This is a genomic window from Kribbella sp. VKM Ac-2571, assembly GCF_004362255.1.
GTDB lineage: Bacteria > Actinomycetota > Actinomycetes > Propionibacteriales > Kribbellaceae > Kribbella > Kribbella pratensis.
Genome location: NZ_SNWS01000003.1, coordinates 43,047 through 66,601 on the forward strand (window position 1 = coordinate 43,047; position 23,555 = coordinate 66,601).

Annotated in this window: 28 protein-coding genes and 1 riboswitch; of the genes, 11 read left to right on the forward strand and 17 right to left on the reverse strand. The window is 67.6% G+C overall.

The annotated features are described in order from the left end of the window. Positions 1 to 48: 48 nt before the first annotated feature. Positions 49 to 639: a dihydrofolate reductase family protein gene (locus tag EV651_RS07490; RefSeq protein ID WP_133783472.1), complete on the forward strand. Its 591-nt coding sequence runs from the start codon at positions 49 to 51 to the stop codon at positions 637 to 639. Positions 640 to 734: 95 nt separating this feature from the next. Further along, positions 735 to 1,949, forward strand: a complete 1,215-nt coding sequence (locus EV651_RS07495) for an arginine deiminase (protein WP_133783474.1) — start codon at positions 735 to 737, stop codon at positions 1,947 to 1,949. Positions 1,950 to 2,153: 204 nt separating this feature from the next. Here the strand turns inward: EV651_RS07495 and EV651_RS07500 are convergent, their stop codons facing one another. The 8 genes from EV651_RS07500 to EV651_RS07535 all read right to left on the reverse strand — a co-directional run bounded on the left by EV651_RS07500 (position 2,154) and on the right by EV651_RS07535 (position 9,265). Further along, positions 2,154 to 3,125, reverse strand: coding sequence for a DUF5926 family protein (locus EV651_RS07500; protein WP_133783476.1), 972 nt, complete (start codon positions 3,123 to 3,125; stop codon positions 2,154 to 2,156). Positions 3,126 to 3,164: 39 nt separating this feature from the next. Further along, on the reverse strand, positions 3,165 to 3,581 hold the full coding sequence (locus EV651_RS07505) for an ATP-binding protein (protein ID WP_133783478.1): 417 nt from the start codon (positions 3,579 to 3,581) through the stop codon (positions 3,165 to 3,167). Positions 3,582 to 3,939: 358 nt separating this feature from the next. Beyond that, positions 3,940 to 4,764 (reverse strand): glycerophosphodiester phosphodiesterase family protein, encoded by an 825-nt coding sequence (locus EV651_RS07510; RefSeq protein ID WP_133783479.1) that lies wholly within the window; start codon positions 4,762 to 4,764, stop codon positions 3,940 to 3,942. 69 nt (positions 4,765 to 4,833) lie between these two features. Next, positions 4,834 to 6,171: an LLM class flavin-dependent oxidoreductase gene (locus EV651_RS07515; protein ID WP_133783481.1), complete on the reverse strand. Its 1,338-nt coding sequence runs from the start codon at positions 6,169 to 6,171 to the stop codon at positions 4,834 to 4,836. Beyond that, positions 6,168 to 6,878 carry an ABC transporter ATP-binding protein gene (locus EV651_RS07520; RefSeq protein WP_133783483.1) on the reverse strand — a complete coding sequence of 237 codons (711 nt, stop codon included), beginning with the start codon at positions 6,876 to 6,878 and terminating at the stop codon, positions 6,168 to 6,170. The genes EV651_RS07515 and EV651_RS07520 overlap by 4 nt, the downstream gene beginning before the upstream one ends. After that, positions 6,854 to 7,690 (reverse strand): ABC transporter permease, encoded by an 837-nt coding sequence (locus tag EV651_RS07525; RefSeq protein ID WP_133783484.1) that lies wholly within the window; start codon positions 7,688 to 7,690, stop codon positions 6,854 to 6,856. Before EV651_RS07525 ends, EV651_RS07520 begins: the two co-directional genes overlap by 25 nt. Further along, positions 7,687 to 8,730 (reverse strand): ABC transporter substrate-binding protein, encoded by a 1,044-nt coding sequence (locus EV651_RS07530; protein ID WP_133783486.1) that lies wholly within the window; start codon positions 8,728 to 8,730, stop codon positions 7,687 to 7,689. Before EV651_RS07530 ends, EV651_RS07525 begins: the two co-directional genes overlap by 4 nt. Next, positions 8,723 to 9,265 carry a flavin reductase family protein gene (locus EV651_RS07535; RefSeq protein WP_133783488.1) on the reverse strand — a complete coding sequence of 181 codons (543 nt, stop codon included), beginning with the start codon at positions 9,263 to 9,265 and terminating at the stop codon, positions 8,723 to 8,725. Before EV651_RS07535 ends, EV651_RS07530 begins: the two co-directional genes overlap by 8 nt. Positions 9,266 to 9,516: 251 nt before the next feature. Between EV651_RS07535 and EV651_RS07540 the strand changes: the two genes are divergently transcribed. Together EV651_RS07540 and EV651_RS07545 are read left to right on the forward strand one after the other, a co-directional pair. Further along, complete coding sequence (locus tag EV651_RS07540) at positions 9,517 to 10,008, forward strand: RNA polymerase sigma factor (protein WP_133783490.1); 492 nt, start codon at positions 9,517 to 9,519, stop codon at positions 10,006 to 10,008. After that, on the forward strand, positions 10,001 to 10,567 hold the full coding sequence (locus tag EV651_RS07545) for a methylated-DNA--[protein]-cysteine S-methyltransferase (RefSeq protein ID WP_133783492.1): 567 nt from the start codon (positions 10,001 to 10,003) through the stop codon (positions 10,565 to 10,567). The genes EV651_RS07540 and EV651_RS07545 overlap by 8 nt, the downstream gene beginning before the upstream one ends. 90 nt (positions 10,568 to 10,657) lie before the next feature. Here the strand turns inward: EV651_RS07545 and EV651_RS07550 are convergent, their stop codons facing one another. The 4 genes from EV651_RS07550 to EV651_RS07565 all read right to left on the reverse strand — a co-directional run bounded on the left by EV651_RS07550 (position 10,658) and on the right by EV651_RS07565 (position 13,832). Then, positions 10,658 to 11,341, reverse strand: coding sequence for a class I SAM-dependent methyltransferase (locus EV651_RS07550; protein ID WP_133783494.1), 684 nt, complete (start codon positions 11,339 to 11,341; stop codon positions 10,658 to 10,660). A 142-nt stretch (positions 11,342 to 11,483) separates the two neighbouring features. Next, positions 11,484 to 12,608 carry an rRNA adenine N-6-methyltransferase family protein gene (locus EV651_RS07555; protein ID WP_166658530.1) on the reverse strand — a complete coding sequence of 375 codons (1,125 nt, stop codon included), beginning with the start codon at positions 12,606 to 12,608 and terminating at the stop codon, positions 11,484 to 11,486. Beyond that, a complete protein-coding gene (locus EV651_RS07560) occupies positions 12,605 to 13,420 on the reverse strand; it encodes an ATP-grasp ribosomal peptide maturase (protein WP_166658531.1) in 816 nt (271 codons plus the stop codon). Before EV651_RS07560 ends, EV651_RS07555 begins: the two co-directional genes overlap by 4 nt. Positions 13,421 to 13,556: 136 nt before the next feature. Next, positions 13,557 to 13,832 (reverse strand): putative ATP-grasp-modified RiPP, encoded by a 276-nt coding sequence (locus EV651_RS07565; RefSeq protein WP_133783500.1) that lies wholly within the window; start codon positions 13,830 to 13,832, stop codon positions 13,557 to 13,559. Positions 13,833 to 14,222: 390 nt separating this feature from the next. Here EV651_RS07565 and EV651_RS07570 point away from each other — a divergent pair, with 390 nt between their 5' ends. Beyond that, the gene (locus tag EV651_RS07570) at positions 14,223 to 14,987 is read left to right on the forward strand and encodes a hypothetical protein (protein WP_133783502.1); all 765 of its coding nucleotides are present in this window, start codon (positions 14,223 to 14,225) and stop codon (positions 14,985 to 14,987) included. On the opposite strand, the gene EV651_RS07575 is transcribed toward EV651_RS07570, so the two are convergent. Then, entirely contained in the window at positions 14,977 to 15,888 is a 912-nt protein-coding gene (locus tag EV651_RS07575) for a 1-aminocyclopropane-1-carboxylate deaminase/D-cysteine desulfhydrase (RefSeq protein WP_133783504.1), read from the reverse strand. The two genes, EV651_RS07570 and EV651_RS07575, sit on opposite strands and share 11 nt — an antisense overlap. 64 nt (positions 15,889 to 15,952) lie before the next feature. After that, positions 15,953 to 16,564 carry a hypothetical protein gene (locus EV651_RS07580; RefSeq protein ID WP_133783506.1) on the reverse strand — a complete coding sequence of 204 codons (612 nt, stop codon included), beginning with the start codon at positions 16,562 to 16,564 and terminating at the stop codon, positions 15,953 to 15,955. An 86-nt stretch (positions 16,565 to 16,650) separates the two neighbouring features. Here EV651_RS07580 and EV651_RS41805 point away from each other — a divergent pair, with 86 nt between their 5' ends. From EV651_RS41805 to EV651_RS07605, 6 genes are read left to right on the forward strand one after another with little or no spacing between them, the layout of a single operon-like run. Then, complete coding sequence (locus EV651_RS41805) at positions 16,651 to 17,355, forward strand: thiamine pyrophosphate-binding protein (RefSeq protein ID WP_202870212.1); 705 nt, start codon at positions 16,651 to 16,653, stop codon at positions 17,353 to 17,355. After that, the gene (locus tag EV651_RS41810; RefSeq protein ID WP_202870213.1) at positions 17,345 to 17,815 is read left to right on the forward strand and encodes a thiamine pyrophosphate-dependent enzyme; all 471 of its coding nucleotides are present in this window, start codon (positions 17,345 to 17,347) and stop codon (positions 17,813 to 17,815) included. The genes EV651_RS41805 and EV651_RS41810 overlap by 11 nt, the downstream gene beginning before the upstream one ends. Before the next feature lie 10 nt (positions 17,816 to 17,825). Continuing rightward, positions 17,826 to 18,530: a flavodoxin family protein gene (locus EV651_RS07590; RefSeq protein ID WP_133783508.1), complete on the forward strand. Its 705-nt coding sequence runs from the start codon at positions 17,826 to 17,828 to the stop codon at positions 18,528 to 18,530. 29 nt (positions 18,531 to 18,559) lie between these two features. Next, on the forward strand, positions 18,560 to 19,198 hold the full coding sequence (locus EV651_RS07595; protein WP_133783510.1) for an RNA polymerase sigma factor: 639 nt from the start codon (positions 18,560 to 18,562) through the stop codon (positions 19,196 to 19,198). Next, on the forward strand, positions 19,195 to 19,425 hold the full coding sequence (locus EV651_RS07600; RefSeq protein WP_133783512.1) for an anti-sigma factor: 231 nt from the start codon (positions 19,195 to 19,197) through the stop codon (positions 19,423 to 19,425). The genes EV651_RS07595 and EV651_RS07600 overlap by 4 nt, the downstream gene beginning before the upstream one ends. Positions 19,426 to 19,464: 39 nt before the next feature. Beyond that, positions 19,465 to 20,685 (forward strand): cation:proton antiporter, encoded by a 1,221-nt coding sequence (locus EV651_RS07605; protein WP_133783514.1) that lies wholly within the window; start codon positions 19,465 to 19,467, stop codon positions 20,683 to 20,685. Here EV651_RS07605 and EV651_RS07610 read toward each other — a convergent pair. From EV651_RS07610 to EV651_RS07620, 3 genes are all read right to left on the reverse strand, one after another. Next, entirely contained in the window at positions 20,624 to 21,949 is a 1,326-nt protein-coding gene (locus EV651_RS07610; protein ID WP_133783516.1) for a cytosine permease, read from the reverse strand. The genes EV651_RS07605 and EV651_RS07610 overlap by 62 nt on opposite strands. Next, positions 21,945 to 22,062, reverse strand: a riboswitch (TPP riboswitch). (Overlaps the previous gene by 5 nt.) Positions 22,063 to 22,080: 18 nt before the next feature. Then, a complete protein-coding gene (locus tag EV651_RS07615; protein WP_133783518.1) occupies positions 22,081 to 22,740 on the reverse strand; it encodes an alpha/beta fold hydrolase in 660 nt (219 codons plus the stop codon). Beyond that, positions 22,737 to 23,543, reverse strand: a complete 807-nt coding sequence (locus EV651_RS07620) for a hypothetical protein (RefSeq protein WP_133783520.1) — start codon at positions 23,541 to 23,543, stop codon at positions 22,737 to 22,739. The genes EV651_RS07615 and EV651_RS07620 overlap by 4 nt, the downstream gene beginning before the upstream one ends. Between the last annotated feature and the right edge of the window lie 12 nt (positions 23,544 to 23,555).

A 23,555-nucleotide genomic window follows, 5' to 3' on the forward strand; every position in this document is an offset into this window, starting at 1 on the left:
CGGCAGGATTTCGGTGTCAGGAAGAAACGAACTGGAAGAGGTAAAGAAATGACCCGCACAGTGACCGCCAACATCTCGCTCTCGCTCGACGGACGGGTGAACGGCGCCGGTGGCGACTACGACATGAGCTGGATCGTCCCGCACGCGATCACCGAGGGTGCCCGGGACCACATGATCCGGGTGACCGGGCCGGCCACCACGGCACTGCTCGGCCGGAAGAACTACGAAGGCTTCGGCGGCTTCTGGCCGGCGGTGGCCGACGACGAGAACGCGTCGCCGCAGGACCGGGCCTTCTCCCGCTGGCTGAACGAGACCGAGAAGGTGGTGTTCTCGACAACGTTGACCGAGGCGCCGTGGCAGAACTCCCGGATCGCCGACGGCGAGCCCGCGGACGTGGTCAAGCAGCTGCGTGACCAGGAGGGCGGCGACATCATCGTGCTGGCCAGCTCGAGCGTGATCCGGGCGCTACTGGCGGCCGACGAGATCGACCGGCTGAGCATCACCCTCGACCCCGAGGTGGTCGGCGGCGGGGCCCGGCTGTTCGAGGACGGCCTGCCGGCCACGTCGTGGAAGCTGACCGACTCGACCCCGACCGAGTCCGGCGCGCTCTGCCTGCTCTACGACCGGGTCCGCGCCTGACCCCGATTGGCCATCGGACGCATATTGTCGGACAATCAGACAGATTGATCAGGTTGTCGTAGCGTGGTGGGCACGGCCAAGCGAAGGGCGGACGGATGACCGAGACGCGACAGGGCAGTACGGCGTACGGCGTCGACAGTGAGGTCGGTCCGCTGCGGACGGTGATGCTGCACCGGCCGGGCAACGAGCTCCGGCGGCTCACCCCGCGCAACAACGACAAGCTGCTGTTCGACGGCATCCCCTGGGTCGGCCGGGCGCAGGACGAGCACGACGCGTTCGCCCAGGCGCTCCGCGACCGCGACGTCGAGGTGCTGTATCTCGGCGAGCTGCTGACGGAGTCGCTCACCAACCCCGAGGCCCGGGCACAGGCGGTCGCCGGCGCGACGGAAGACCTGCGCCTGGGTGACACCCTCCGCGACTATCTGCGGGCGTCGCTCGGCGATCTGGATGCGGCTGCGCTGGCCGAGGCGCTGATGGCCGGCGTACGCAACGACGAGGTGCACGCGGGCGGGTTGGTCACGTCGCTGCTGGCGCACGAGGACTTCCTGATCGACCCCTTGCCGAACCTGCTGTTCACCCGCGACTCGAGCGTCTGGATCCGGGACTCGGTCGCGGTCACCTCGCTGGCGATGCCGGCCCGGATGCGCGAGACGCAGCTGACCGAGCTGATCTACACGTTCCACCCGCGGTTCGCGGGCGCCGACAAGGTGTACGACCACCAACTCGAGCATGTCGAGGGCGGCGACGTGCTCGCGCTCGGTCCCGGCGTACTCGCGGTCGGGGTCGGGGAGCGGACCACACCGGCCGGTGTGGAGCGGCTGGCGCGGCGAGTCTTCGCGAAGGGGCTCGCGCACACCGTTCTCGCCGTACCGATCGCTCAGCAGCGGGCCACCATGCACCTGGACACCGTGTGCACGATGGTCGACACCGATGCCGTGCTGATGTACCCGAACATGGCTGAGGAGATGCGGGCGCTCGCGGTCACGACCGACGGCGACCAGCTCCACGTCGCGGAGCCCGAGCCGTTCCTGGTCGCGGCGGCGAAGGCGCTCGGGATCGACACGCTGCGGCGGATCGACACCGGCCTGGACCCGGTGACGGCCGAGCGGGAGCAGTGGGACGACGGGAACAACACCTTGGCTCTGGCGCCGCGGGTGTGCATCGCGTACGAGCGGACCGTCGAGACCAATGCGCGCCTGGAGGAGTCCGGGATCGAGGTCATCCGGATCTCCGGCTCCGAGCTCGGCTCCGGGCGGGGCGGTCCGCGGTGCATGTCGTGCCCGGTCCTGCGGGCGCCCGCAGCCCCGTAAGGCCTACGACACGCGGAGTGAAATCGGGGCTTGTGCGGAGCCCCCGGCCTGAGTACTCTTCATGCCTAGGCCCAGGCCCTGTTGCTCCCCCGTCAGCAGGACTTGGGCCGTCCACGTTCTCGGCCATTTTTGAACGATCATGGCCTAGACCATTCTGAGTGAACAGAAGCGCCCGGCTGAGGATTCAGCCGGGCGTTCTGCTGTTCAGCGGATGGTGAGCTGGCGGCTGGCGAGGCCGGCGCGGGCGGCGCGCTCTTCGGTGGTCAGCGGGGCCTCGGTGGCGAGCGCCTTCTCGAGAGCGGTGGCGAAGTCTGCCGCGGGCTTCTCGACGTCGGCGGCCTCGGTGCCGGCGGGTAGCTCCCAGACCGGCGCGAGGACGCCCAGGGCGCGGAACGAGCCGATCAGGCGGCTGCCGTCGATGAGCGCGGATCCACCGGCGGCGTGCAGCCGGGCGAGCGCGTCGAGCAGCGTGTCCTCGGTGTGCGGCATGACCCACCGCAGGTAGATGCGGTCGCCGATCTTCGTCCAGTACGCCGCCTCGACCGACTCCAGCCGAACCGTCGGAGCAGCCGCTGCGTTCGCACGCTCCAGGCCGGCCGCGACCTCACCGGTCGGGTCCTCGACGTTCTCACCGACCCAGTAGTCGAAGCCTTCGTGGACCTTGATCTCGATCGGCTTGCTGGTGTCGATCAGGTCCTGCAGCCGCGGTCCGTCCTTCATCAGGTCGCCGACCTGGATCGGGTTGCCCGGGTCGGTCTTCAGCGCGGCGGTGATCGCGTGGCCGAGGTCGCGGCTCGGGTCGCCGGACGAGGCGTGCGTCTGCATGCCGATCCAGATCGTCTCGTCGTCGCGCACCAGGCCCGGCATCGCCATCGGCAGCAAGGTGACCAGGTTGACGACCGTTCCGGCGTTCTCACCGGTGAGTTCGACCTGCACCGTGCCCGACGGCACGATCTCGCGGAACGCGATCAGGTCGCACTCCGACGGCAGCCCTTCGAACGGCCGCACCACGAAGGTGTCGGCGGCCTGCGCCAGGTCCTTACCGTGGCACTGCTTGAACCGCTTGCCCGAACCGCACGGGCAGGGTTCCCGCGGCCCGACGTCGACCAGATCGGCCGGGTCGAGCGTGACGGTCGTCGTCGTGTTCTTCGCGCGCTGCCGCGACTTCTTTCCCATAACCCCGCAGTCTTGCAGCCGGGGGTGGTCCAGGGCGAACTAGCTCGGCACGATCGCGTGGACCGTGCGGTGGCGGGCGGCGGTGCGAACGCCCCAGCTGGAGGTGAGGACGTCGACGATGGCCAGGCCGCGGCCGCCGACCGACTCCGGGTGCGGGTCGGTGATCCGCTGCGGCTCGGTGTCCCCGCGCCCGTCGGTCACCTCGACATGGATCCCGGCCCGGTCGATCCACCACGCGGCCCGCACCTCACCCGCCGGCAGCGGAGGCGCGTACCGGATCGCGTTGGAGAGCAACTCCGAGAGCACCAGTTGCGCGTCGTCACAGGCGGCGGCGGTGATCCGGTAGCGCTTCAGGTAGGCGGCCAGACGGCGTCGGGCGTCCGCTACCGCGGACACTTCGTGCGGCAGTACGACGTCCACAACGCTCACGTCGGCGGGCAGGGTCGCAGAGGACAAGCAGGGTCTCCTCAGTGATGGGTTCAGCCACCAGGACTTCTCCCCACGATTCCGGCCCGGAAAACACCAGCGGATATTCCGTTACACAGCCGAGCGAAGATCACGCCTAAACACGGGGAAACCGTGATGAAATCGACGGTATTGAACGTTGCAATAACCGCCCGCATTCGCCTCGTTACGTATCCAGACCGGCGTGACACAACCCACTCAAATTCGTTCCGACGTGTCACAAACCCGCAGGTCATGGGCCTCCCGTCCTGGACTGAGGAGCGGAGGGAGCGCAGCGACCGGAGCGACGAGGGAAGGACGGGAGTTACAGCCCATGACCCGCCGCGACGGAGTCGCGGCATTTACACGGTCAGGTACGGCGTCCTGCCTGTTCCGCGCCCTCCGCGAGGACCTGTAACGCGACGTCCGGGCGGTCGCTGATCACGGCGTCGACGCCGATCTCGCGGCAGTGCCGGATGTCGTTCTCGGCGTTCACGGTCCAAACGTGGACCTGATGTCCGTGCTTGTGCGCGCGATCGACGTACTCCGGGTGCGCGGACACGATCTCCAGGCTCGGTCCGGCGTACGAAACACCGGTCGGTAGCGAGCCGTCGCGGAAGCGCAGGGGGACGCGGTCCATCAGCAGGACGGTGCGCAGGCCGGGCGCCGCGGTCCGCAGCCGGCGCAGGGAGAGCCAGGAGAAGCTCATCACCCGGGCCGGCGACTCCGTTCCGACCTTCGGGTGCGCCCAGCCGAAGCGGTCGAGGGCCTCGATCAGGCGCCGCTCGACCAGCCCGGCGTACCGGGTCGGGTGCTTGGTCTCGATCGCCAGCTCGACCGGCCGGCCCGCGTCACGCACGGTCGCGAGGAGCGTGTCGAGCGTGAGCACCTTGCGTACGTCGAGACCCGGCAGTTCGGCCTCGTCGTCGAGCTCGGCCCACGGACGCTTCCACGAGCCCCAGTCGTACTTCTCCAGCTCGTCGAGGCTCATCGTGGACAGCACGCCACGGCCGTTCGAGGTGCGGTCGATCCGGCGGTCGTGGACGCAGACCAGGTGGCCGTCGGCGGTCAGCCGGACGTCGCACTCGAGCCCGTCCGCCCCGACATCGATCGCTCGTTGGTACGCCGCCAGCGTGTGTTCGGGATTTACGTCGCTGGCACCGCGGTGCGCAACCACCCGTGGGAGCTTCCCCATGAAAGGAAACTCTTTCACATGCTCGTGCGAGATTGAGGATCCCGCCACCTGACGGGATCCTCAACAACCTCAGGCGGTCGCCTCCTGCAGCTGAGGAGTGCGGCCGGCGGGGCGTGCCAGGCCGTAATGGTCGCGTAGCGTCGTACCGGTGTACTCGGTCCGGAACAGGCCGCGCGCCTGCAGGATCGGGATCACCTCGTCCACGAACGTCGTGAGGCCGGACGGGAGCACCGGCGGCATCACGTTGAAGCCGTCGGCCGCACCGGCCTCGAACCAGTGCTGGATCGCGTCCGCGACCTGCTCCGGCGTACCCGAGAACGTGCGGTGCCCGCGCCCGCCGCCGAGCCGGCCGATCAACTGGCGGACGGTCAGGTTCTCGCGCCGGGCGAGCGTCACGATCAGCGTGTACCGGCTCTTCGCGCCCTCGATCTCGTCCTCGTCGGGCAGATCCGCCGGGAGCTGCTGGTCGAAGGGGAGGTCCTCCGGCGATACCCGCAGCGTCTTCGCGAGCTGCAACCGCGCGTACTCCGGCCGGATCAGCTCGTCCAGCTGCCGCTCCAAGCGCTGGGCCTCCTCGACCGTGGATCCGATGACGGGCACGATCCCCGGCAGGATCTTGATCGTCTCCGGATCCCGCCCGAGCGCCGCCGTACGCGCCTTCAGGTCCCGGTAGAAGTCCTGGGCGTCCTCCAGGGTCTGCTGCGCGGTGAAGACCGCCTCGGCGTACCTTGCCGCCAGTCCCTTGCCGTCCTCGGACGACCCGGCCTGGACGATCAGCGGATGCCCCTGCGGCGATCGCGGCAGGTTCAGCGGCCCGCGGACCTGGAAGTGCCGGCCGACGTGATCGATCGGCTGCACCCGCTCCTGGACCGCCCAAACGCCTTCGGCCTTGTCCGCGATCGCGGCGTCGTCCTGCCAGGAGTCCCAGAGCTTGTACGCGACCTCGAGGAACTCCGCTGCGCGCGCGTACCGCTCCGCATGCGCGGGCTGATCGGCCAGATTGAAGTTGCGGGCCGCCTCCGGACCAGCCGTGGTCACCACGTTCCAGCCCGCACGCCCACCGCTCACGTGGTCCACGCTGGCGAACCGCCGTGCCAGGTTGAACGGCTCGTTGTACGTCGTGGACGCCGTGGCGATCAGCCCGATCCGGGACGTGGCCGCCGCGATCGCGGTGAGCAGCACGGTCGGCTCCAGCGAACCGGCCGGACGTCGCCCGACGTCGCCGAACAGCACCGGCGAGTCCGCGAAGAAGATCGAGTCGAACTTGCCGCGCTCGGCCAACTGCGCCAAGGCCTGGTAGTGGGCCACCGAGGTGTTCGCGAACGGATCGCTCTCCGGCAGCCGCCAGGACGCCTCGTGGTGCCCGGTGCTCATCAGGAACGCGTTCAGGTGCAGCTGCCTACTCATACCGAAACTCCTAGAGCGTCGAGAAGCCGCGAACGAACCGCGGCGAATCCTGGATCGGCCGCACTCCGCGGCGCCGGTAACGTGATGGTCTCCTCGGCGACGATCCGGCCCGCGTCGAGCACGATCACCCGATCGGCCAGCACGATCGCCTCGTCGACGTCGTGCGTCACCAGCAGTACGGCGGGTTGGTGCGCCGCGCACAACTTCCGCAGCAGGACGTGCATCTTCAACCGGGTCAGCGCGTCCAACGCACCGAACGGCTCGTCGGCGAGCAACAGCTCCGGCTCCCGCACCAGCGACCGCGCCAACGCGACCCGCTGCTGCTCACCACCGGACAACTCGTTCGGCCACGCCTTCTCGCGGCCGGCCAGCCCGACCTCTTCGAGGCTCTTCCGCCCGCGCTCGTCCGCACCGCCCAGGCCGAGCACGACATTCTCCAGCACTCTTGCCCAGGGCAACAACCTGGAGTCCTGGAAGACGACCGAGACGTTCTCCGGTACGGCGAGCTCACCGGATCCGTCGACGTCGTGATCCAGACCGGCCAGGGCCCGCAGCAACGTGCTCTTGCCGGATCCGCTCTTGCCAAGCAGGGCGACGAACTCACCGGGTTCGATGTCCAGGTCCAGTCCGTCCAGCACGGCGCGGTCGTCGTACCGGCGTACCAGGTCGCGGACTTGAACGGTTACGAGGCCAACGTTCGTCGCCATGACAGGGCCCTCCTCTGGATCAGGCGGACGACCGCGTCGGACAGCAGGCCGAGGATGCCGTAGACGACCAGGCCGACGATGATGATGTCGGTCTGCCCGTACGTGCGGGCAAGTTCCATCATGTAGCCGATGCCGCTGGTGGAGTTGATCTGCTCGACGACGACCAGCGACAACCACGCGCCGGTGACGGCGAACCGCAGCCCGAGCAGGAACCCGGGCAGTGCGCCCGGCAGGACGACGCGCCGGACGAACTCCCACTGCGACAGTCCGACGGTCTGCGCGAGTTCGACGTACCGGCTGTCGATGGTGCGTAGGCCGTTGTGGGTGTGGATGTAGATCGGCACGAACACCCCGAGCAGGATGGTGACGATCTTCATCGACTCGCCGATACCGAGCCAGAGGATCAGCAGCGGCAGCAGCGCCAGCGACGGGATCGCGCGCTTGATCTGGATCGGCCCGTCGAGGACCGCCTCACCGAGCCGGGACAGGCCGGAGATCAGCGCGAGGACCACGCCCAGCACGATGCCGAACGCGAGACCGATCAGGGCCCGCTGCGCGGACGTCCACAAGTTCGACTGCAGGCGGCCGTCGGCGATCAGGTCGCCGGCCGTGGTCACCACGGTCCACGGCGCGGACAGTACTCGTTGGTCGATCCAATCAGTGGCGGATCCGATGCTCCAGATCACCAGCAGCAGCACCGGCCCGGTCGCGGCCCCGAACCTGATCGGCTTGCCGGGTCCGAGACGCCGGCGCCGTACGACGGGCGTCGAGGCGGTGCGCGGCCGCAAGCCGGGCAGTGTGGTCGCACTCATTTGGCGCCTCCCTTGATCGCGTCCGCGGCGACGGTCTGGAACCGCAGGTCGTACAGGTCCTTGGCCTGGATCACCTTGTTGCCGGTCTCCTTGGCGAGCAGCTCGATGGTCTGCTGCTGACGCTCGATCGCGTCGCTCCAGTCGGCGCTGATGTCCGGGTGCCCGGCGTTGTCGACGAGCCACTGCCCGTCGGCCTCGGTCAGGCCCTGGTCCTTCACGTAGTACCCCTGGATCCATTCCTTCGGGTGCTTGTCGATCCAGTCCTGCGCGATACCCCACGCAGCGACGTACGCACGGATCGCGGCGGCTTTCGCCGGGTCCTCGAGGGACTCGACCGGGCCGTAAAGGTGGCCGGCGTCGTCACGCAGGCCGTGGGCGATCGTGCTGGCCCCGTCCTTGCCGTACTTCGCCAGGTAGCGCTTGATCTGTACGCCGCCGATCGGGGCGACGTCGACCTGCTTGCCGGACAGCGCGTTCGAGTACACGTCACCCGTGCTCGGCAGCTCGACCAGCTTCACGTCCTCCTTCGTCAGGCCGGCCTTCTGCAGCACCTTGAGGACCAGCGCGCCTTGTGCCTGACCGGGGCTGTACGCGATCTTCTTGCCGCGCAGGTCGCCCAGCGTCTTGACCGAGACGCCCGGCGCGATGCCCAGCTGGTAGATCGGGTGGTTCAGCGGGTCCTTGCGGAACTTGGAGGCGACGATCTTCACCTGCAGGCCGGTCCAGGTCGCGTGGATCGGCGGGATCTCGGCGACCGAGCCGAGGTCGAGCGCGTGCGCCCGGAACGCCTCGGTGGTCTGCGGACCGCCGCTCAGGTTGGCGAACTGGACGAACTTCGAGACCTTGTCGAGCTGACCGGACAGCTTGAGCGCGACCTCGGTGGCGGGATCGCCGACGACGATCTTCGTGCCGTCGGGGACAGAGGTCGGGAGCGGAGCGTCCAGCGAGAGCTTGGCGGCGCCGTCGGCGGCCGCGTTGCCGCTGCAGCCGGTGACGAGCGCGAGCAGGGCGAGGGCGGAGTAGAGGCGTTTTCTAGACATGGTGGGCTTTCGCGTAGCGGCCGTCGTGGTAGAGCAGCGGCTCGTGCTCACGACGTTCGGTGTGGGTGGCGAGGCGGGCGACGACCAGGTAGTGGTCGCCGACGGCGAAACGGTGCGCGATCTGCGCGCGGAGGAAGCTCGGGGCGTCGTCGAGCGCGGGCTCGCCGGAGGCCAGTCGCGACCAGCGGGTCGGTTCGGCGAACCGGTCGATCCCGCTGGTGGCGAAGCGACCGGCGATCGCGTGCTGGTCGGCGGACAGGAAGTTGATCACGACGCTGCTCGCCGTACTCACGGTCGGCCAGCTGGACGCGCTGGTCGCGATCGCGAACGAGACCAGCGGCGGCAGCAGGCTGATCGAGACCAGCGAGGTCGCGGTGAAGCCGACAGGGCCGTGCCCGGAGTCCGCGGTGATCACCACGACGCCGGCGGCGTGGCGACGGAACACGGAGCGGTAGACGTCGGCGTCCACGATCCGTTCTTCGGAACGGTCAGGTACTACGGCCAGGGCAGGACGGTTCAGGGCAGGTACAGACATGTCTCTCCCTCGGAACGGGGCAGGGACCACAGATGAAGTGAGGCGTGATCAGACAGGCCTCATGCGGACGGCAGCAAGAGAACGGGTCACCGACAGGTGGCGCTCGCCGTCCGCAGCAGGTCGATGACGCGACGGCGGGTGAGGAGTGTCGTCGTCATGTCAGCTATCTTCGCATCAATGTCTATCGGCTAACTAGACAATCTCGGGATCCGGACTCACACCCGACCGGCGCCGTGCGTTCTACTTACGTGATGACTCGGGAGAAGGTCGGGTTGCCGCCGTTCCAGGCATTGATCGACGCGCACTGGCGAGACGTCGCCAGGCTGGCGCGGGCGATGGCCGGTCAGGACGGCGACGACGTCGCGCAACGCGCCTGGGAGAAGGCGTATGCGGCGTACCCGGAGCTGACCTCGGCGAAGAACCTTCGCAGCTGGCTCCTCACCATCACCGCCCGGTGCGCGACCGACGTACACCGGGCACGGAAACCGCAGCGCCCGCTGGACGAGGCGCCGCCGGTCGCGGTCGACGGACCGGAGGCCGCGGCCTGGCCGGATCCCGACCTGTGGCGGGCGGTCAACGAACTCCCGGAGCGGCAACGCTTCGCGATCACGCTCAAGTACGTCGGCGACCTGGACCACCACGGCGTGGCCGCCGCTCTGGATACCACGCCCGCCGCGTCGCGCCGGCTCGTCAGCGACGCGCTGGCGACCCTGCGCACGAAACTCGGAGTACACGATGACTGACCTCGAGAGCCGGCTGACCCGGCTCGACACCGCTGACCTGAAGCCACCTGTCCTGCCCGACGCCGACGTCGCCTACACACTGCACGACACCCCGATCGGGACTCTCCTGCTCGCCATCGCGAACGGCCGGGTCGTCGCCAGCTCGTTCGGCGACGAGGAGACCATGACCGCGCGGCTCGCCCGGGCCGTGTCCCCGCGGGTATTACGGCAGCCTCGGCCGCTGGACGACGTACGACGGCAACTCGACGAATACCTGTCCGGCAGCCGTCACGCCTTCGACCTGGAGGTGGACCTCGCGCTGGCGACGCCGTTCCAGCGGCTCGTGCTGAACGATCTGCCGGCACACACCAGGTATGGCGCCACGACGACGTACGGAACCGTTGCCGCCGACATCGACAAGCCCAAGGCGGCGCGCGCGGTCGGTACGGCGCTGGGCGCGAACCCGGTCTGCGTCGTACTGCCCTGCCACCGGGTCGTCGGCGCGAACGGCGCGCTCACCGGGTACGCCGGCGGGCTCGACGCAAAACGATTCTTGCTGAATCTCGAAGCAAAAAGCTGAGTTTTCCGGAATTGCCGGGAATGGATTTACACTCGCTGAAATAAGGAGCAGATCCCCAATGTGGAGTGGGGATCTGCTCCTGTTGACATGTCAGGAAGTTGTGGGCTGGTGGATCTCGAGGATGAGTCGGCGGCGGCCACCCCAGTCGCGTTTGTAGACCTTGTAGTCCGTGATGCCGGCCGCGGCGCAGAGGCGGCCGTAGCTGATCTCGTCGTGGATGAAGTGCACGCTGCTGCGGTCGTCGTCGTGCTCGGTGGTGACGATCCGGTGCTCCGGTCCCTGCCGCATCCCGTTGGCGATCTCGGCCGCAGTCGCCGGTCCCCAGACCGGGCCTTCGATGATCGCGATCCCGCCCGGCTTCAGCACCCGGGAGATCTCGCAGATCGTGGAGATCTGCTCGTCCTCCGCGAACAGCTCGTGGAACGCCGTCCACAGGCAGATCACCGCGTCGAACGAGTCCCACTTGTACGGCAGATCGGTCATCGAGCCGATCGCCCAGTCGATCGCGAGGTTCTCCTCCGCGGCCCGGGCGCGAGCGGCCTCGAGCAGGTTCGGCGAGATGTCCAGCCCGCGCACGACCTTGCCGGCACGGCGCAGCGGCAGCGCCACCCGCCCGTACCCGCAGCACAGGTCGAGCACGGACTCACGGCCCTCCAGCAGCTCCTCCACCGCCTTGACGATCAACGCGTCCCGCTCGGGCGACGTACGCGCGGCCAGTCCGTCGGCACCGAGTTCCGCATACTCGGCCCGACTACGCAATGCGGAGTTCAGCATGCCCGCCAGTATCCCGGTCTCGATGGGTCAGTTGTCCAGCGGGCGGCGTGCCCGGCCCGGAGCCTGCGCGTGTCAACTTTGTGCACCAGATCCGCACACCGGAGGCCGCGCCATACAGATCTGGTGCACAAAGTAGCCGCGATCACCCAGGAAGTTCGATCTCGGTGGACCCCTCGGGGGTGACTCGGACGGTCCATTCAGTGACGGGTGGCTGTCCGGCGGCTTGCCAGTCGCGGTGGGTGTGCTCCACCTCGGCCCAGAGATCCCGGTCGCCGATCACGCTGACAGCGGTTCCTCGCACCTGAGCCCACGCTCCGTCGGCTGTACTCAGACTGACCTCACCGTTCTGGTACCACGACCAAATGTCGAGGTTGCGGCGCCAGCAATACAACGCGAACGCCTGGTCGTCGAGGATCTCCGGCTGAACAAGGACGTCTCGCGTCTCGATCATCTCCGCCCGCCGTTGGTGTTCCTCTAGGGTCAGCTCGGGCAATTGCTGGCCGTCGTCGGCGAACTCGGGTACCTTCCGGGCGCTCATGAAGTAGCCGCGTGGAGGCATCAGCCGGCCTCTCGCGCCGCGACCGTCTTCATCGATCGTGACCTTTGCCCACGCACCGACCTGGCTGTTGGCGGGTGGCCGCAGGTCGGCGAGGATCACGGCGCCGGGCTTGCCCAACTTGATCCATTCGGGCGGGATGTTGTCGACGGCGTGCGTCGCGAGGATTCGGTCGTAGCTGCGAACCTGTGGTGTGGTCGACGGGTGGTATCCGAGGTCGACGAGCCGTTCGAGTGCTGTCTTCCGGAGGTCGGGGTCGATCTCGATCGTGGTCACAGCTCTCTCGCCGAGCAGATGGCAGAGGATCGCTGCGTTGTAACCGGTGCCTGTGCCGCTTTCGAGCACGGTCATACCTGGACGGATCTGAAGTTCCTCGATCATGTCGGCCATCACCGACGGCATCGAAGAAGACGAACTCCACACGAAGCTGTCGGGCTGTCCCCGAACGGGTTTGGTCTGCGTCATCAACGCCTGATCGGTGTAGACGGCGGTCAGGTACTGCGGGGTCGATCGGTCGACTGTGCCGTCGATGTGGGTCGCGCCGGAGGGACCGATGTCCAGTCGCAGGTACTCGGGCACGAAGTGGTGTCGTGGAGTCTCGGCGAACGCGGCTCGGAGACGTGGGTCGCTGAGATGTCCCTTTTGCTTGATGGAAGCAACGAGTTCATCGGCGAGGGGGTGCCACGGCAGCTGCTCATTTCTGTTGGTCATCGGGTGATCTCCAGAAGATCCGCGAGGGCGGCTGTCATCGGCAGCCCGGTTTCGAGTTCGAGCCAGTGCCACTGTCCTGCGGTGTTGCATTCGTACCAGACCCACGAGCCGTCGTTCGCGATCCCGAAGTCGAACGCGCCGAACAGCAGTCCGAGCCGGTCGAGGTACTGCCGGCATCGCAGCACGATGTGGTTCGGTGTGTCGATCACCGTGTAGTGGACCTGCTCGTAGTCGCGGCGCCAGTCAAGGTACGGCGATTCGATACGGACGCTGAATGTCCGGTTGCCGATGACAGTCGTTCGTACGTCGGCAGTCTTGTCCAGCCGCTGTTGGAACAGGTGCAAGGTCGAGCCCACATCGTCGTTGAGATCGGAGGGATCGACCTCATCGACCCAGATCGAAGCGGCCCTTCCGTCGGGTCCCACGAGATCAGTGTTCTGCAATGGCTTGTAGACGATCGATCCGTGCTCCTTGGCGAACGCGCGTACGTCGTCGACACGGTTGGTGATGATCGTCGGCGGGACCACGAAACCTGTCTGCTGTGCGGCGGCCAGTTGTGTCGCCTTGAACTCGGCCTCCAGCATCCGCCAGATGTGATTGATCCATCTGCCCCGCACCGCCGCGATGATGCCTGCCATACCGTGCTTCGCCTGCTCCTTCGCGAACTCTCCGTCCTGTTCGCTCATCTCTGATGGCGGCGAGTACGTCGACGGGCGCCGGTAGTACACCGATCGCACGTCGCCGAGATTCACGGTTCCCGCTTCGGTCTGCAGCAGGTGCTGTACGGCGCCGAGGCCGAACTGGGCCGACACCTGCAGCCTGCCTGCCAACAATCGGCCGGATCGCAACGGAACACAGGTACGCCGCGATGATTGAGCTCGTTCACGACCACGTCCGACGTCGGATCGTCGGCGCAGGTCAGGACGAGGACCGGTCCATCGACGCTCATCAGTCGGGGACGTACTCAACGACCTTGGTGTCATCGGGGTTGCCGGGTCTGGAGCCGTCGCCGGTACCCGTCGGCAGACTCTTGAACTGCGCCCGCTGCGTCCCGTGCTTCGGAGGCCCAGCCTGCACAATCTGACCGCTCGGGTCGCGATAGATCCCGAGCTGCGTCAGTGGATCGATAGTCACGGCGGTCAGGGACAGCGCATGGCCATCTGACAGCAGATCGGACTCGACGGCACGGCGTACACCCCACGGGCGAAGCGGCACGGCTGTCATTCAGTTTCCTCCTACGGATCGATGTGTTCGGCTGCGAGCACTGGCTCACAGGTGAGCCTGCGTCCGGGCAGGCCGTCGATGCGCTCACGGATCGAGTCGGCGCGATCCTCGGCCAACCCACGTGGCGCGACGTGCTCTTCGACGAGTTGAGCGCCCAGCCAGGGGCGAACCGCCCACAAGTGGGATGGCTCTGGGTCTATCGGGTCGCCGTCGAGTTGACGCTCGCCGCGAAGCCAGCAGGCGAATCACGCACCCGCCTGTGCACTCGGGGCTCACCCACCGCCCTGACCTACCTACAAGCCTGTCGCTCGACCCCGATCCGAACCACCGCGACGACCAGTGATCCTTTCGATCATTCCTCCCCGTCTAACGGGGACGTTTCGTGGCATCATGGGTACTGTGAGTGTCGATCCGGTGGTCAGGTCCAGTGGCGGACCGAGCCTGCGGCAGGCGCGCAGACAGTGGGCGTCGGACCTGCGCGGGCAGGGATCCACCTGGGTCGAGATCGCTGAGACATTCGCCGACGGATACGCCGTCAATCGGCGCGTCGCCTTCCGTCTGGCTCACAGCTGGAGCCAGCGCGAAGCAGCCGAGCAGTGGAACCGGCGATGGCCGGACGACCCGAAGACCTTCAAGAACTTCTCGTACTGGGAGCAATGGCCGGCCGCGACTGGGTACGCACCGTCGTTGGATGTCCTGTCCAGACTGGCGCAGCTGTACCAATGCTCGGTTGCAGACCTCGTTGTCGATCTGGCGGACTTCCGCGAGATCGACTCCGCCCAAACGGCCGGCGGGAACCTGACTGGCCTGTGGCGTTCCTCGTATACGTACTACTCGTCGGGCCGCGGCGAGGAACTGCACGGCGAGCACATCATCAGGCTGCGCCACGCCGGCGGCCGGATCGTCGGTACCAGTGATCGCGACGATCAGCAGTCCAGGCTCGCTCTGGACCTGTCACTCCGGGGAGCGATCGCCACCGGCACCTGGACCGAACGAACCTCACCTGCCGGGTACTACCGCGGCGCGGTCTATCACGGAGCCATACAGCTCGTTGTCAGTCCGCACTGGCGCTCGATGACCGGTCGGTGGCTCGGCTTCGGCAAGCAGTTCAAGGTGAACGCCGGTGATTGGCACCTCGACTGGTTCAACGACTGAGCTCTTCTGGGACCTCACCCGATCCACTGATCAAAGCGACGATCGTCGTACCCGGTGCGAAGGTCCCGCGACCCACTAGGTCGAACAGCGCATACATCATCTTCGCCTCGTAAACCCAATCCAGCAGCAACCCGTGCTTCTTGTCGAACTCCTCGACAAATGCGTCCAACTCGGTTGTCCGCTTCGCATAGCCACCGAAGTGGTAGTGGCATTCGAGCCGCCACGTGCCGGATCGGGAACCGTAGGCGGACTGCTGCAGTTCGACGATCTCGGCCTCCAAGAACGCACCGCCCTTCAGAACCGGAACACCAACAGCCGATTGACGCTCGCCCAGTCCCGCCGCGACACCGGCCAGAGTTCCCCCCGTGCCTACGGAGCAGAACAAGACATCGAACGGCTCCACCAGTTCGGCCGGGATTTCAGCGCATCCAAGCACAGCCTCCTTGTTGCTGCCCCCTTCCGGCAGCAGGTAGAAATCCCCGAACTCCCGGTGCAAGGCGCTGATCACAGCAGGTGACGTCTTGGCACGGTAGGTCGTTCGGTCGAGGTAGGTGAGCCGCATGCCGCGGGCCGCGGCGTAAGCGAGCGATGGGTTGAGCGGCAGATGTTCTTCTCCGCGGATCACACCGATCGTCTTGAAGCCCCCGTAGTAGCCAACCGCGGCGGTCGCTCGGATGTGGTTCGAGTAGGCACCTCCGAACGTCAGCAGCGTGTCGAGACCAAGCCGGCGCGCCGACGAGACGTTGTACTTCAACTTCCGCCACTTGTTGCCCGGGATCTCCGGGTGAATGAGGTCATCACGTTTCAGCAGGACACGGACACCCGTGTCGTTCAGTCGGTCATCGCGAAGCTCCGCCACCGGCGACGGCAACCGAGGACGCAACGACGGAAGCTCATCCACCGCTCCACGATCGCACAACAACACGCTTCAGTCGGTCGGCAGAAGGTTCAGCGTTGGGTAACGGTCAGTCGTTCAACAGGTGTGACTGGGCGGTTCGGAAGAAGTCGACAACATCGGGTAGTTCGGCGAGTGGGTGGGCGGCACCGAAGGGGGCGTTCCAGAAATCACCCGTGCGCGGCGTCCACGGGCCGATATAGGCATACGGCTCGGGGAGATAGTTGTCGCCGGGGGAGACGCCGTAGTTGACCTTGGCGACGGTGATGCCGACGTCGAAGTGCTCGGGCCAGAGCACTGGTGTCTCCTCCGGCGCGAGGGCTCTGAGGGCGGCGTCGCCGCGGGTGAAGGCGTCTGCGAGCAGACGGGCTGCGGCGGGGTCGATCTCCAGTTGTTCCTCGGGGGCGATCTTGGGACCACCGGAGTACACGTGGTCGAGCCGGCACGCTTCGATGCCCACCGCGGCCGCCAACTCGACGTACGTGCCTGCCAGCGGCACTGTTTGCGTTGGGGCGACCAGCAACTCACCTTCGACTCGGCGGGTGCCGTCTAGGGTGCTGAAACCGCCCGGTACGACGCGTAGTCGGAGTCCACCGCCCTCGCGGTGCTGCGGTCCGGCCAGGAGTAGTTCGGCGACGCCGTGCAGGGAGCGACGGGTTACGGCGAGCGAACGTTCATCCATCACGGCAGTCTCCTCCTGTAACGCAGGGCCGCGGGACGGCACTGTTCATTCAGACGGTCCGTGTCGCGAGGGGTGGGAGACGTTACATGACGGCGAACTGGCATCGGGTGGACGAGGTCGACGTACCGGCGGACGGCCGGGTCCGCAGTGTGGTGGTGGACGGCCGCAGTATCGCGCTGGCCCGTTGCGGGGCGCGGCTCGGCGCGCTGGACAACAAGTGCCCGCACCAGGGCGGCCCGCTCGGTGAGGGCTCGATCGAGAAGGGGCTGCTGCGGTGCCCGTGGCACGGGTACGACTACGACCCGATAACGGGTCAGCCGCCGGAGGGATTCTCCGACAGTGTCCCGTCGTACCCGGTGGACGAGCGCGCCGACGGCGTCTACGTGCAATTGCCCGAGCCGGCCGAGTCGGTCCGGACGGTTGCCGATGTCCTCGTCGAGACGTTGGTCGCGCATGGCGTCACGCACGTGTTCGGGATGGTCGGGCACTCCAACCTCGGGTTCGCCGAGGCGATGCGTCGGGCCGAGGACCGCGGCGAGCTCACCTACATCGGTATCCGGCACGAAGGCGCGGCAGCCTTCGCGGCAAGCGCCTACGGCAAGCTGACAGGCCGCCCCGCGGTGTGCTTCGCGATCGCCGGACCTGGGTCGACCAACCTCCTCACCGGTCTGTACGACGCCAAACTCGAAGCGACGGCGCGTCGACGACGACCGCGGCCGGGGCGTGTCGGCGGCGGCTGTCTTCGATGCTCTGTCCCGGCATCTGCCCGCGGACGCCGTCGTGACCGTTGACGTCGGCAACCATGCGTACTCGCTCGGCCGGTACCTGGAGTCGAAGGGCCAACCGGTGCTGATGTCTGGCTACCTCGGCTCGATCGGTTTCGGCTACCCGGCCGCGCTCGGCGCGTGGGCCGCCGCTCCGGGCCGGCCGATCCTCGCGGTGACCGGCGACGGCGGGTTCGGACAGTACGCCGCGGAGCTCACGACCGCGGTCAAGTACGGCATCCCGATCAATCACGTGCTGCTCGACAACCACTCGCTCGGCAAGATCAGCAAGGAGCAGCTCGCCGCCGACTACCCGGTCTGGCACACCTCCCTGCACAACCCGGACTGGGCGTCGTACGCCGAACTCTGCGGCGCGACCGGTCTGCGAGTCACCCGTCGTCAGGATCTGGAGGACGCGATGACCACCCTATTCGCCGCCACTGGCCCAGCCCTGCTCTGCATCGAGCAGGACGCCGAACTTCTCTGAGGAGCCATCAATGACCGAGTACGACGACCTTCGCGCGCTGTTCCTCAACTGCACCCTGAAGCGCTCGCCAGCCGTCAGCAACACCGAGGGACTCATCGACGTCAGCCGTCGCATCCTCGAGAAACAAGGGGTCCAGGTCGACGTGATCCGTGCGATCGACCACGACATCGCAACCGGCGTCTGGCCGGACATGACCGAGCACGGCTGGCCGAAGGACGACTGGCCGGCGATCCAGGAGCAGGTGATGGCCGCCGACATCCTGGTCATCGCCGGACCGATCTGGCTGGGCGACAACAGCTCGGTCACCAAACAGGTGATCGAGCGCCTGTACGGCAACTCGTCGATCCTCAACGAGCGCGGACAGTACGCGTACTACGGACGCGTCGGCGGCTGCCTGATCACCGGCAACGAGGACGGGGTGAAGCACTGCGCGATGAACGTCCTCTACTCGTTGCAGCACCTCGGCTACACGATCCCGCCGCAGGCCGACGCCGGGTGGATCGGGGAGGCCGGCCCGGGTCCGTCGTACCTCGACGAAGAGTCGGGCGGCCCGGACAACGACTTCACCAACCGGAACACGACCTTCATGACCTGGAACCTGCTGCACTTCGCGCGGATGCTCAAGGACGCCGGTGGGGTCCCGGCACACGGCAACCAGCGGTCCGAGTGGGACGCCGGCTGCCGGTTCGACTTCGAGAACCCGGAGTACCGCTGACTCCCGGCGCGCTGCTGTACCGTCGGGCTGTGGGGGTGGGGGTGCCGACGGACGACGTACTCGTCGCCGGTCTACGGACCGGGGACGAGGAGACGTTCGCGTGTCTGCTGAACGGCTGGTCGGGGTCGATGCTGCGGCTGGCCCGCTCGTTCGTGTCCACCACAGCCAGCGCCGAGGAAGTCGTCCAGGACACCTGGCTGGCCGTTTTCGAAGGGATCGGGCGCTTCGAGGGTCGCTCCTCACTACGCACCTGGGTCTACCGGATCCTCGTCAACATCGCCCGGAAGCGGGCCTCCCGCGAACAACGGACCGTGCCTTGGACCAGCCTGGCCCCGGATCACGAGCCGACGGTCGATCCGGAGCGCTTCCGCGGCGCCCACGAGCAGTACCCGGGCGGTTGGCGTGCGTTTCCGGACCGCTGGCCGACGACCGAGAGCGAGGTCCTCGCCCACGAGGTCCGGGCGACGGTGGCGGCCGCGATCGACAGCCTGCCGATCCGGCAGCAGGTGGTGCTGACGTTGCGAGACATCGACGGACACGCCGCGGAAGACGTGTGCGCGTTGCTGGAGATCTCCATGGCCAACGAGCGAGTCCTGCTGCACCGGGCCCGGGCAGCCGTTCGCGGCCGGCTGGAGGGCTACTTCACCACCGCCGGAGTTGAGTCATGACGTGTGCGGAAGTGGTCGAGCTCGTCACCGCCTATCTCGACGGCGCGTTGGATGCGGCGACCGAGCAGCGATTCGTCGAGCATCTGGCGCTCTGCGACGGCTGCGAGATCTACGTCGAGCAGATCCGTCGGACGGCCGCCGAGGTCGGGCAGGTGGAACCCGGGAACCTCTCCGACGAGACCCGCAACCGCTTGATGGACGCCTTCCGCACCTTCCCGCGCGATTGACCGCGTAACGTCCGGCCGCGTCGACGGCACTGAACGCGTATGCCGGATGTGCAGTTCACCAACCTGTTCGCGGTTACTCTGATCGCGCTGCTCGCACCGCTGCTGCTCGGGCTCGCTCCGCGCCTCCGGGTGCCGGCCGTCGTGCTGGAAATCGTGGCCGGGATCGTGCTGGGGCCGCATGGACTCGGCCTGGTCGACATCGATCTGCCGCTGCAGATCGTCTCGCTGTTGGGGCTGGGCTTTCTGCTGTTCCTGGCCGGCCTGGAGATCGACGTGCACCGGCTGCGCGGACAGGTGTTGCGGCTGGCGGTACTGGGCTACCTGGTGACGCTGCTGCTGGGTGGGCTGGTCGGCTTCGGGTTTTCCGCAGTCGGCTGGGTGCACAGCGCACTCCTGCTGGCAGTCACGTTGTCCGCGACCTCGTTGGGTCTAGTCGTGCCGGTACTCAAGGACGCGGACAAGGCCGAGGGAGTTGTCGGGCAGTTCACCATTGCGGCAGCATCGGTCGCCGACTTCGCTGCCGTACTGGTGCTGTCACTCGTTTTCTCGACCGAAGGTGGCAGCGCGGGTGAGCGACTGGTCATGGTGGGCCTGTTCGCTCTGCTCGTGGTTGTCACGGGTCTGGTGGTCGCCTCCGCTGGACGGTCGCAGCGACTCGGTGGCGTGCTGCTGCGGTTACAGGACACCACCGCGGAGATTCGGGTCCGAGCCGCCGTGGTGCTGTTGGTCGCGTTCGTCGCGCTGGCTGAGCAGTTCGGGTTGGAGACGATCCTCGGCGCGTTCCTGGCCGGTGCGGTGGTCGGGCTGGTCGACCGGGACGCCACGTCGCATCCACGCTTCCGGGTCAAGCTGGAGGCGTTGGGGTACGGGTTCCTGATTCCGGTGTTCTTCGTGACGAGCGGGCTCCGGCTCGACCTGCGCGGGCTGCTCGACGACCCGGCCGCGCTCGTGCGCGTGCCGCTGTTCCTGCTAGCACTGCTAGCGGTTCGCGGAGTACCGGCGTACCTCGCGGTGCGAACTCTCGGAGCTCGCGCGACGGCGGCGACCGCGCTGCTGCAGGCGACGTCGCTGCCGTTCATCGTGACCGCGACGCAGATCGGCGTGGCAACCGGTCTGATGACACCGGTCACCGCCGCCGCTCTCGTCTGTGCCGGGCTGTTGTCGGTGCTGCTGTTCCCGGCGGTTGCGCTGGTCCTGCTCAGGCAGGCTGCCGGCGGCCGATCCGGCCGAGGAGCACGGCGGCCAGCATCGAGACGATGATCGAGGTGTACGTCGCGCCGAGCCAGGTGGGGACGGGGTGGTCGTTGAAGAGGGCCTGCTGGACGTTCGTCCAGAACGGGGACCAGCCGGAGACGGTGCCGGGGTTCACCAACTGGTATGCGACGAAGCCGATCAGCCACGCGACGGTGGGTTGCCAGCGGAACTTCGCAGTACCGGAGACGTCCCACTTCATCTTGCTGACCACGAAGAAGTCCGCGATCGCGACCGCGAACAGCGGGATGAAGACCGAGCCGATCAGGTACAGGAACTGGGTGTAGTTGCCCAGGTCGATGAACAGCGCGATACCGGTGGCGATCACGCCGATCGCCACCGAGATCCAGCGGCGGTCGACGTGGCCGATCAGATTGTGTGCGGACTGCGTGGTCGAGTAGACGTTCGCGTACGCCTCGTCGACCTCGTCCACCAGCAGTACGAGCAGCGCGACCGCACCCGCGGGCAGTGTGACCAGTGCGGTGATCACGTCGTCGCTGTTGGTCTGCAGCGTTGCCACAGCGACGACACCGAGCGCGTAGTACCCGATCGCCGCCAGGCCGTAGCCGAGTGCGGACCCGGAGAACGCGGCCTTGTTGGTCCGCGAGTGCCGCGTGTAGTCCGCGGCCAGTGGTGCGAACGACACGACACCGGCAGCGGCCAGGTCGACCGCCGGCCAGAAGCCGAACACGCTGTCCTGAGGCAGGGCGTGCACCGGCTTGCTGAGCACCTGCACGAACAGGTACACCGACGCGAGCAGCACCAGCCAGACCATGAACTTCCGCAGGATCTTCACGCTGCCGAGCGGACGGACCGCCATCGCGGTGGCGATGATTCCGGCCAGTACGACGAACACCCAGCGCCACCGCTCACTCGTGACCGCGACCGCGGCCTGCGAGATCACGATGATCTCCATCGTCGCCCAGCCGACGTTCTGCGCGATGTTCAGCACGGTCGGCGCGATCGAGCCGCGGCGGCCGAACAGACCGCGCAGACTCGCCATCGCGGGCGCACCGGTGTGCGACCCGAACACGGCGGCACCGCCGAGCACCAACGCGCCGATGCCACAGCCGACGACCACGGCGAGCAGCCCCTGCCAGAGCGAGCCGGTGTACGCCGCCACGAGCGCACCGGTCACCGGGCCGAACAGCGAGATGCCGAAGTTGCCCCAGAGCGTGAACTGGTCGAAGAAGCCGAGCGTGCGCGGCGCATCGGTGGTGAGGACGAGCGGCGCCTCGGTAGTACTGGCAGGACGAACAGCTGTGTCGGTCATGAGCGACCCCACTCCCTACGCCGGCATTACCCGGTCAGGTTCAGGCGGTCGGCGACCCAGCTGTCGCCCTCTCAGCCCGCGCGTCCTCGGTGCGAGCTCCCGCATAGGTTTGTGCTGATGAGTCTAACTCGTCAGCTACTGTGCGGAAGAGCGGCCGCTCGTTCTATGAGAGCGGCCAGCTCGGGGCCGTTCGTGATGACCGGCATGTGCGCCCCGGAGTCCAGCGTGCGGGCCTCGCCGTGGCTGAGTTCCGCGAGCCGTTCGACCCATTCCGCCGTACACAGCAGGTCGTGCCGGCCGCGGACGAGGACCACCGGCGCTTGCACGTGGGACATGATTGCGGCCAGGTCGTGGTGTCTCGACGCCTCGCCGGCGCGGGCGATCGACGGCAGCGTCGTACGGGCGTATTGCGGACTGATCCGGACCAGCTTCGGCGCGTCCGGGATGGCGGAGCCGACGAGCCGGACCGCGCGGTCGACCCAACTCGAGAGCCGGATGTCGCCGGTCGGGGCGGCGAGCACGAGCGCGTGGGCCAGCTCGGCGTAGCGGACCGCCAGCTCGACGACGATCTGACAGCTCGCCGAGTGGCCGACGAGCACGGACCGCTCGCGGATCTTCTCGGCCAGCGCTACTGCGAGGGCACGGGGGTGCAGGTCCTCACGGGTGCCGGCCGGTTCGCCGTACCCGGGCAGAGTGACCACGTGGTACGGCGTGATGAGGTGCTCAACCGTCTGCGCGTACGACTCCGGGCCGAGGCCTAGGCCGGGCACGAGGACTACAGGTGCGTTCACTCCCAGGGAGCCTTGGCAGGAGCGCCTTTGACGACCGGGTTCGGTACGTCGGGCTTGAGCTCTCGGTACCCGAGGAAGAGGCCGACGGCCAGGATCAGCAGGCCGAAACCACCCCAGCCGTACGCCGTGGGCAGCCGGTGGACCGCATCGTCGCTGGCACCGAGGCCTGTGGACAACACCATGAGCAGCCAGACCAGGATCGGGACGACGGACACTGCGACCAGGAGCAGACCGGCCAGCTCGGCCGGGTCAGGCCGGCGACCGACCTTGTGGCGGGCCAGCACGTCGCGGATCCACATCACCAGCGCGGCAGTGCCGACGACCACGAGCAGCAGCTGGCCGATCGCGTCGAGCACATCCGTGCGGAGCGGGTGATTGAGCGGCGAGCCGGGCGCCTGCGAGATCTCACGGAGGGCGACGCGCTGCACGGAGACGACCAGCAGCCCGTAGATGGCGGCGATGAACCCGGCCAGGCCGACGACCCGGGCGGCACGTGGGTCGCGCGAGTGCTCCTCGCGGCCGTACGTCGGGAGCTCGTGCGGTTGCGGGCTCGCCGGGGTGCCGTACGGTGCACCGGGACGGTAGGCCGGGGGCTGGTGGTACGTCGGGTTGCCCTGCGGCGGTGGCTGCGCTCCGTAGGCCTGCGGCTGCGCATACGGGAACTGCTCCGGCGGGGTGGGCTGACCAGCGCCGTACGTGCCGCCGCCGTACGGCGTTGGTGGCGCGTAGTGATGCTCCTCGCCGGACCCCTGCTGCTCGGGCTGCTCGTCCCTGCCGTACGTCGGGAAGTCCTGTGATGACATCGTCTGCTCCCT

Excerpts from the sequence above, each read along its gene's own strand:
- EV651_RS07565 (WP_133783500.1), bottom strand. The coding sequence starts at position 13,832 with ATGACAGCCGTGCCGCTTCGCCCGTGGGGTGTACGCCGTGCCGTCGAG.
- EV651_RS07570 (WP_133783502.1), top strand. The coding sequence starts at position 14,223 with ATGGGTACTGTGAGTGTCGATCCGGTGGTCAGGTCCAGTGGCGGACCG.
- EV651_RS07620 (WP_133783520.1), bottom strand. The coding sequence starts at position 23,543 with ATGTCATCACAGGACTTCCCGACGTACGGCAGGGACGAGCAGCCCGAG.
- EV651_RS07500 (WP_133783476.1), bottom strand. The coding sequence starts at position 3,125 with ATGGGAAAGAAGTCGCGGCAGCGCGCGAAGAACACGACGACGACCGTC.
- EV651_RS07590 (WP_133783508.1), top strand. The coding sequence starts at position 17,826 with ATGACCGAGTACGACGACCTTCGCGCGCTGTTCCTCAACTGCACCCTG.
- EV651_RS07530 (WP_133783486.1), bottom strand. The coding sequence starts at position 8,730 with ATGTCTAGAAAACGCCTCTACTCCGCCCTCGCCCTGCTCGCGCTCGTC.
- EV651_RS07515 (WP_133783481.1), bottom strand. The coding sequence starts at position 6,171 with ATGAGTAGGCAGCTGCACCTGAACGCGTTCCTGATGAGCACCGGGCAC.
- EV651_RS07525 (WP_133783484.1), bottom strand. The coding sequence starts at position 7,690 with ATGAGTGCGACCACACTGCCCGGCTTGCGGCCGCGCACCGCCTCGACG.
- EV651_RS07600 (WP_133783512.1), top strand. The coding sequence starts at position 19,195 with ATGACGTGTGCGGAAGTGGTCGAGCTCGTCACCGCCTATCTCGACGGC.
- EV651_RS07490 (WP_133783472.1), top strand. The coding sequence starts at position 49 with ATGACCCGCACAGTGACCGCCAACATCTCGCTCTCGCTCGACGGACGG.
- EV651_RS07520 (WP_133783483.1), bottom strand. The coding sequence starts at position 6,878 with ATGGCGACGAACGTTGGCCTCGTAACCGTTCAAGTCCGCGACCTGGTA.
- EV651_RS07605 (WP_133783514.1), top strand. The coding sequence starts at position 19,465 with ATGCCGGATGTGCAGTTCACCAACCTGTTCGCGGTTACTCTGATCGCG.
- EV651_RS07540 (WP_133783490.1), top strand. The coding sequence starts at position 9,517 with ATGACTCGGGAGAAGGTCGGGTTGCCGCCGTTCCAGGCATTGATCGAC.
- EV651_RS07545 (WP_133783492.1), top strand. The coding sequence starts at position 10,001 with ATGACTGACCTCGAGAGCCGGCTGACCCGGCTCGACACCGCTGACCTG.
- EV651_RS07535 (WP_133783488.1), bottom strand. The coding sequence starts at position 9,265 with ATGTCTGTACCTGCCCTGAACCGTCCTGCCCTGGCCGTAGTACCTGAC.
- EV651_RS07610 (WP_133783516.1), bottom strand. The coding sequence starts at position 21,949 with ATGACCGACACAGCTGTTCGTCCTGCCAGTACTACCGAGGCGCCGCTC.
- EV651_RS41805 (WP_202870212.1), top strand. The coding sequence starts at position 16,651 with ATGACGGCGAACTGGCATCGGGTGGACGAGGTCGACGTACCGGCGGAC.
- EV651_RS07555 (WP_166658530.1), bottom strand. The coding sequence starts at position 12,608 with ATGACCAACAGAAATGAGCAGCTGCCGTGGCACCCCCTCGCCGATGAA.
- EV651_RS07495 (WP_133783474.1), top strand. The coding sequence starts at position 735 with ATGACCGAGACGCGACAGGGCAGTACGGCGTACGGCGTCGACAGTGAG.
- EV651_RS07550 (WP_133783494.1), bottom strand. The coding sequence starts at position 11,341 with ATGCTGAACTCCGCATTGCGTAGTCGGGCCGAGTATGCGGAACTCGGT.
- EV651_RS07510 (WP_133783479.1), bottom strand. The coding sequence starts at position 4,764 with ATGGGGAAGCTCCCACGGGTGGTTGCGCACCGCGGTGCCAGCGACGTA.
- EV651_RS07580 (WP_133783506.1), bottom strand. The coding sequence starts at position 16,564 with ATGGATGAACGTTCGCTCGCCGTAACCCGTCGCTCCCTGCACGGCGTC.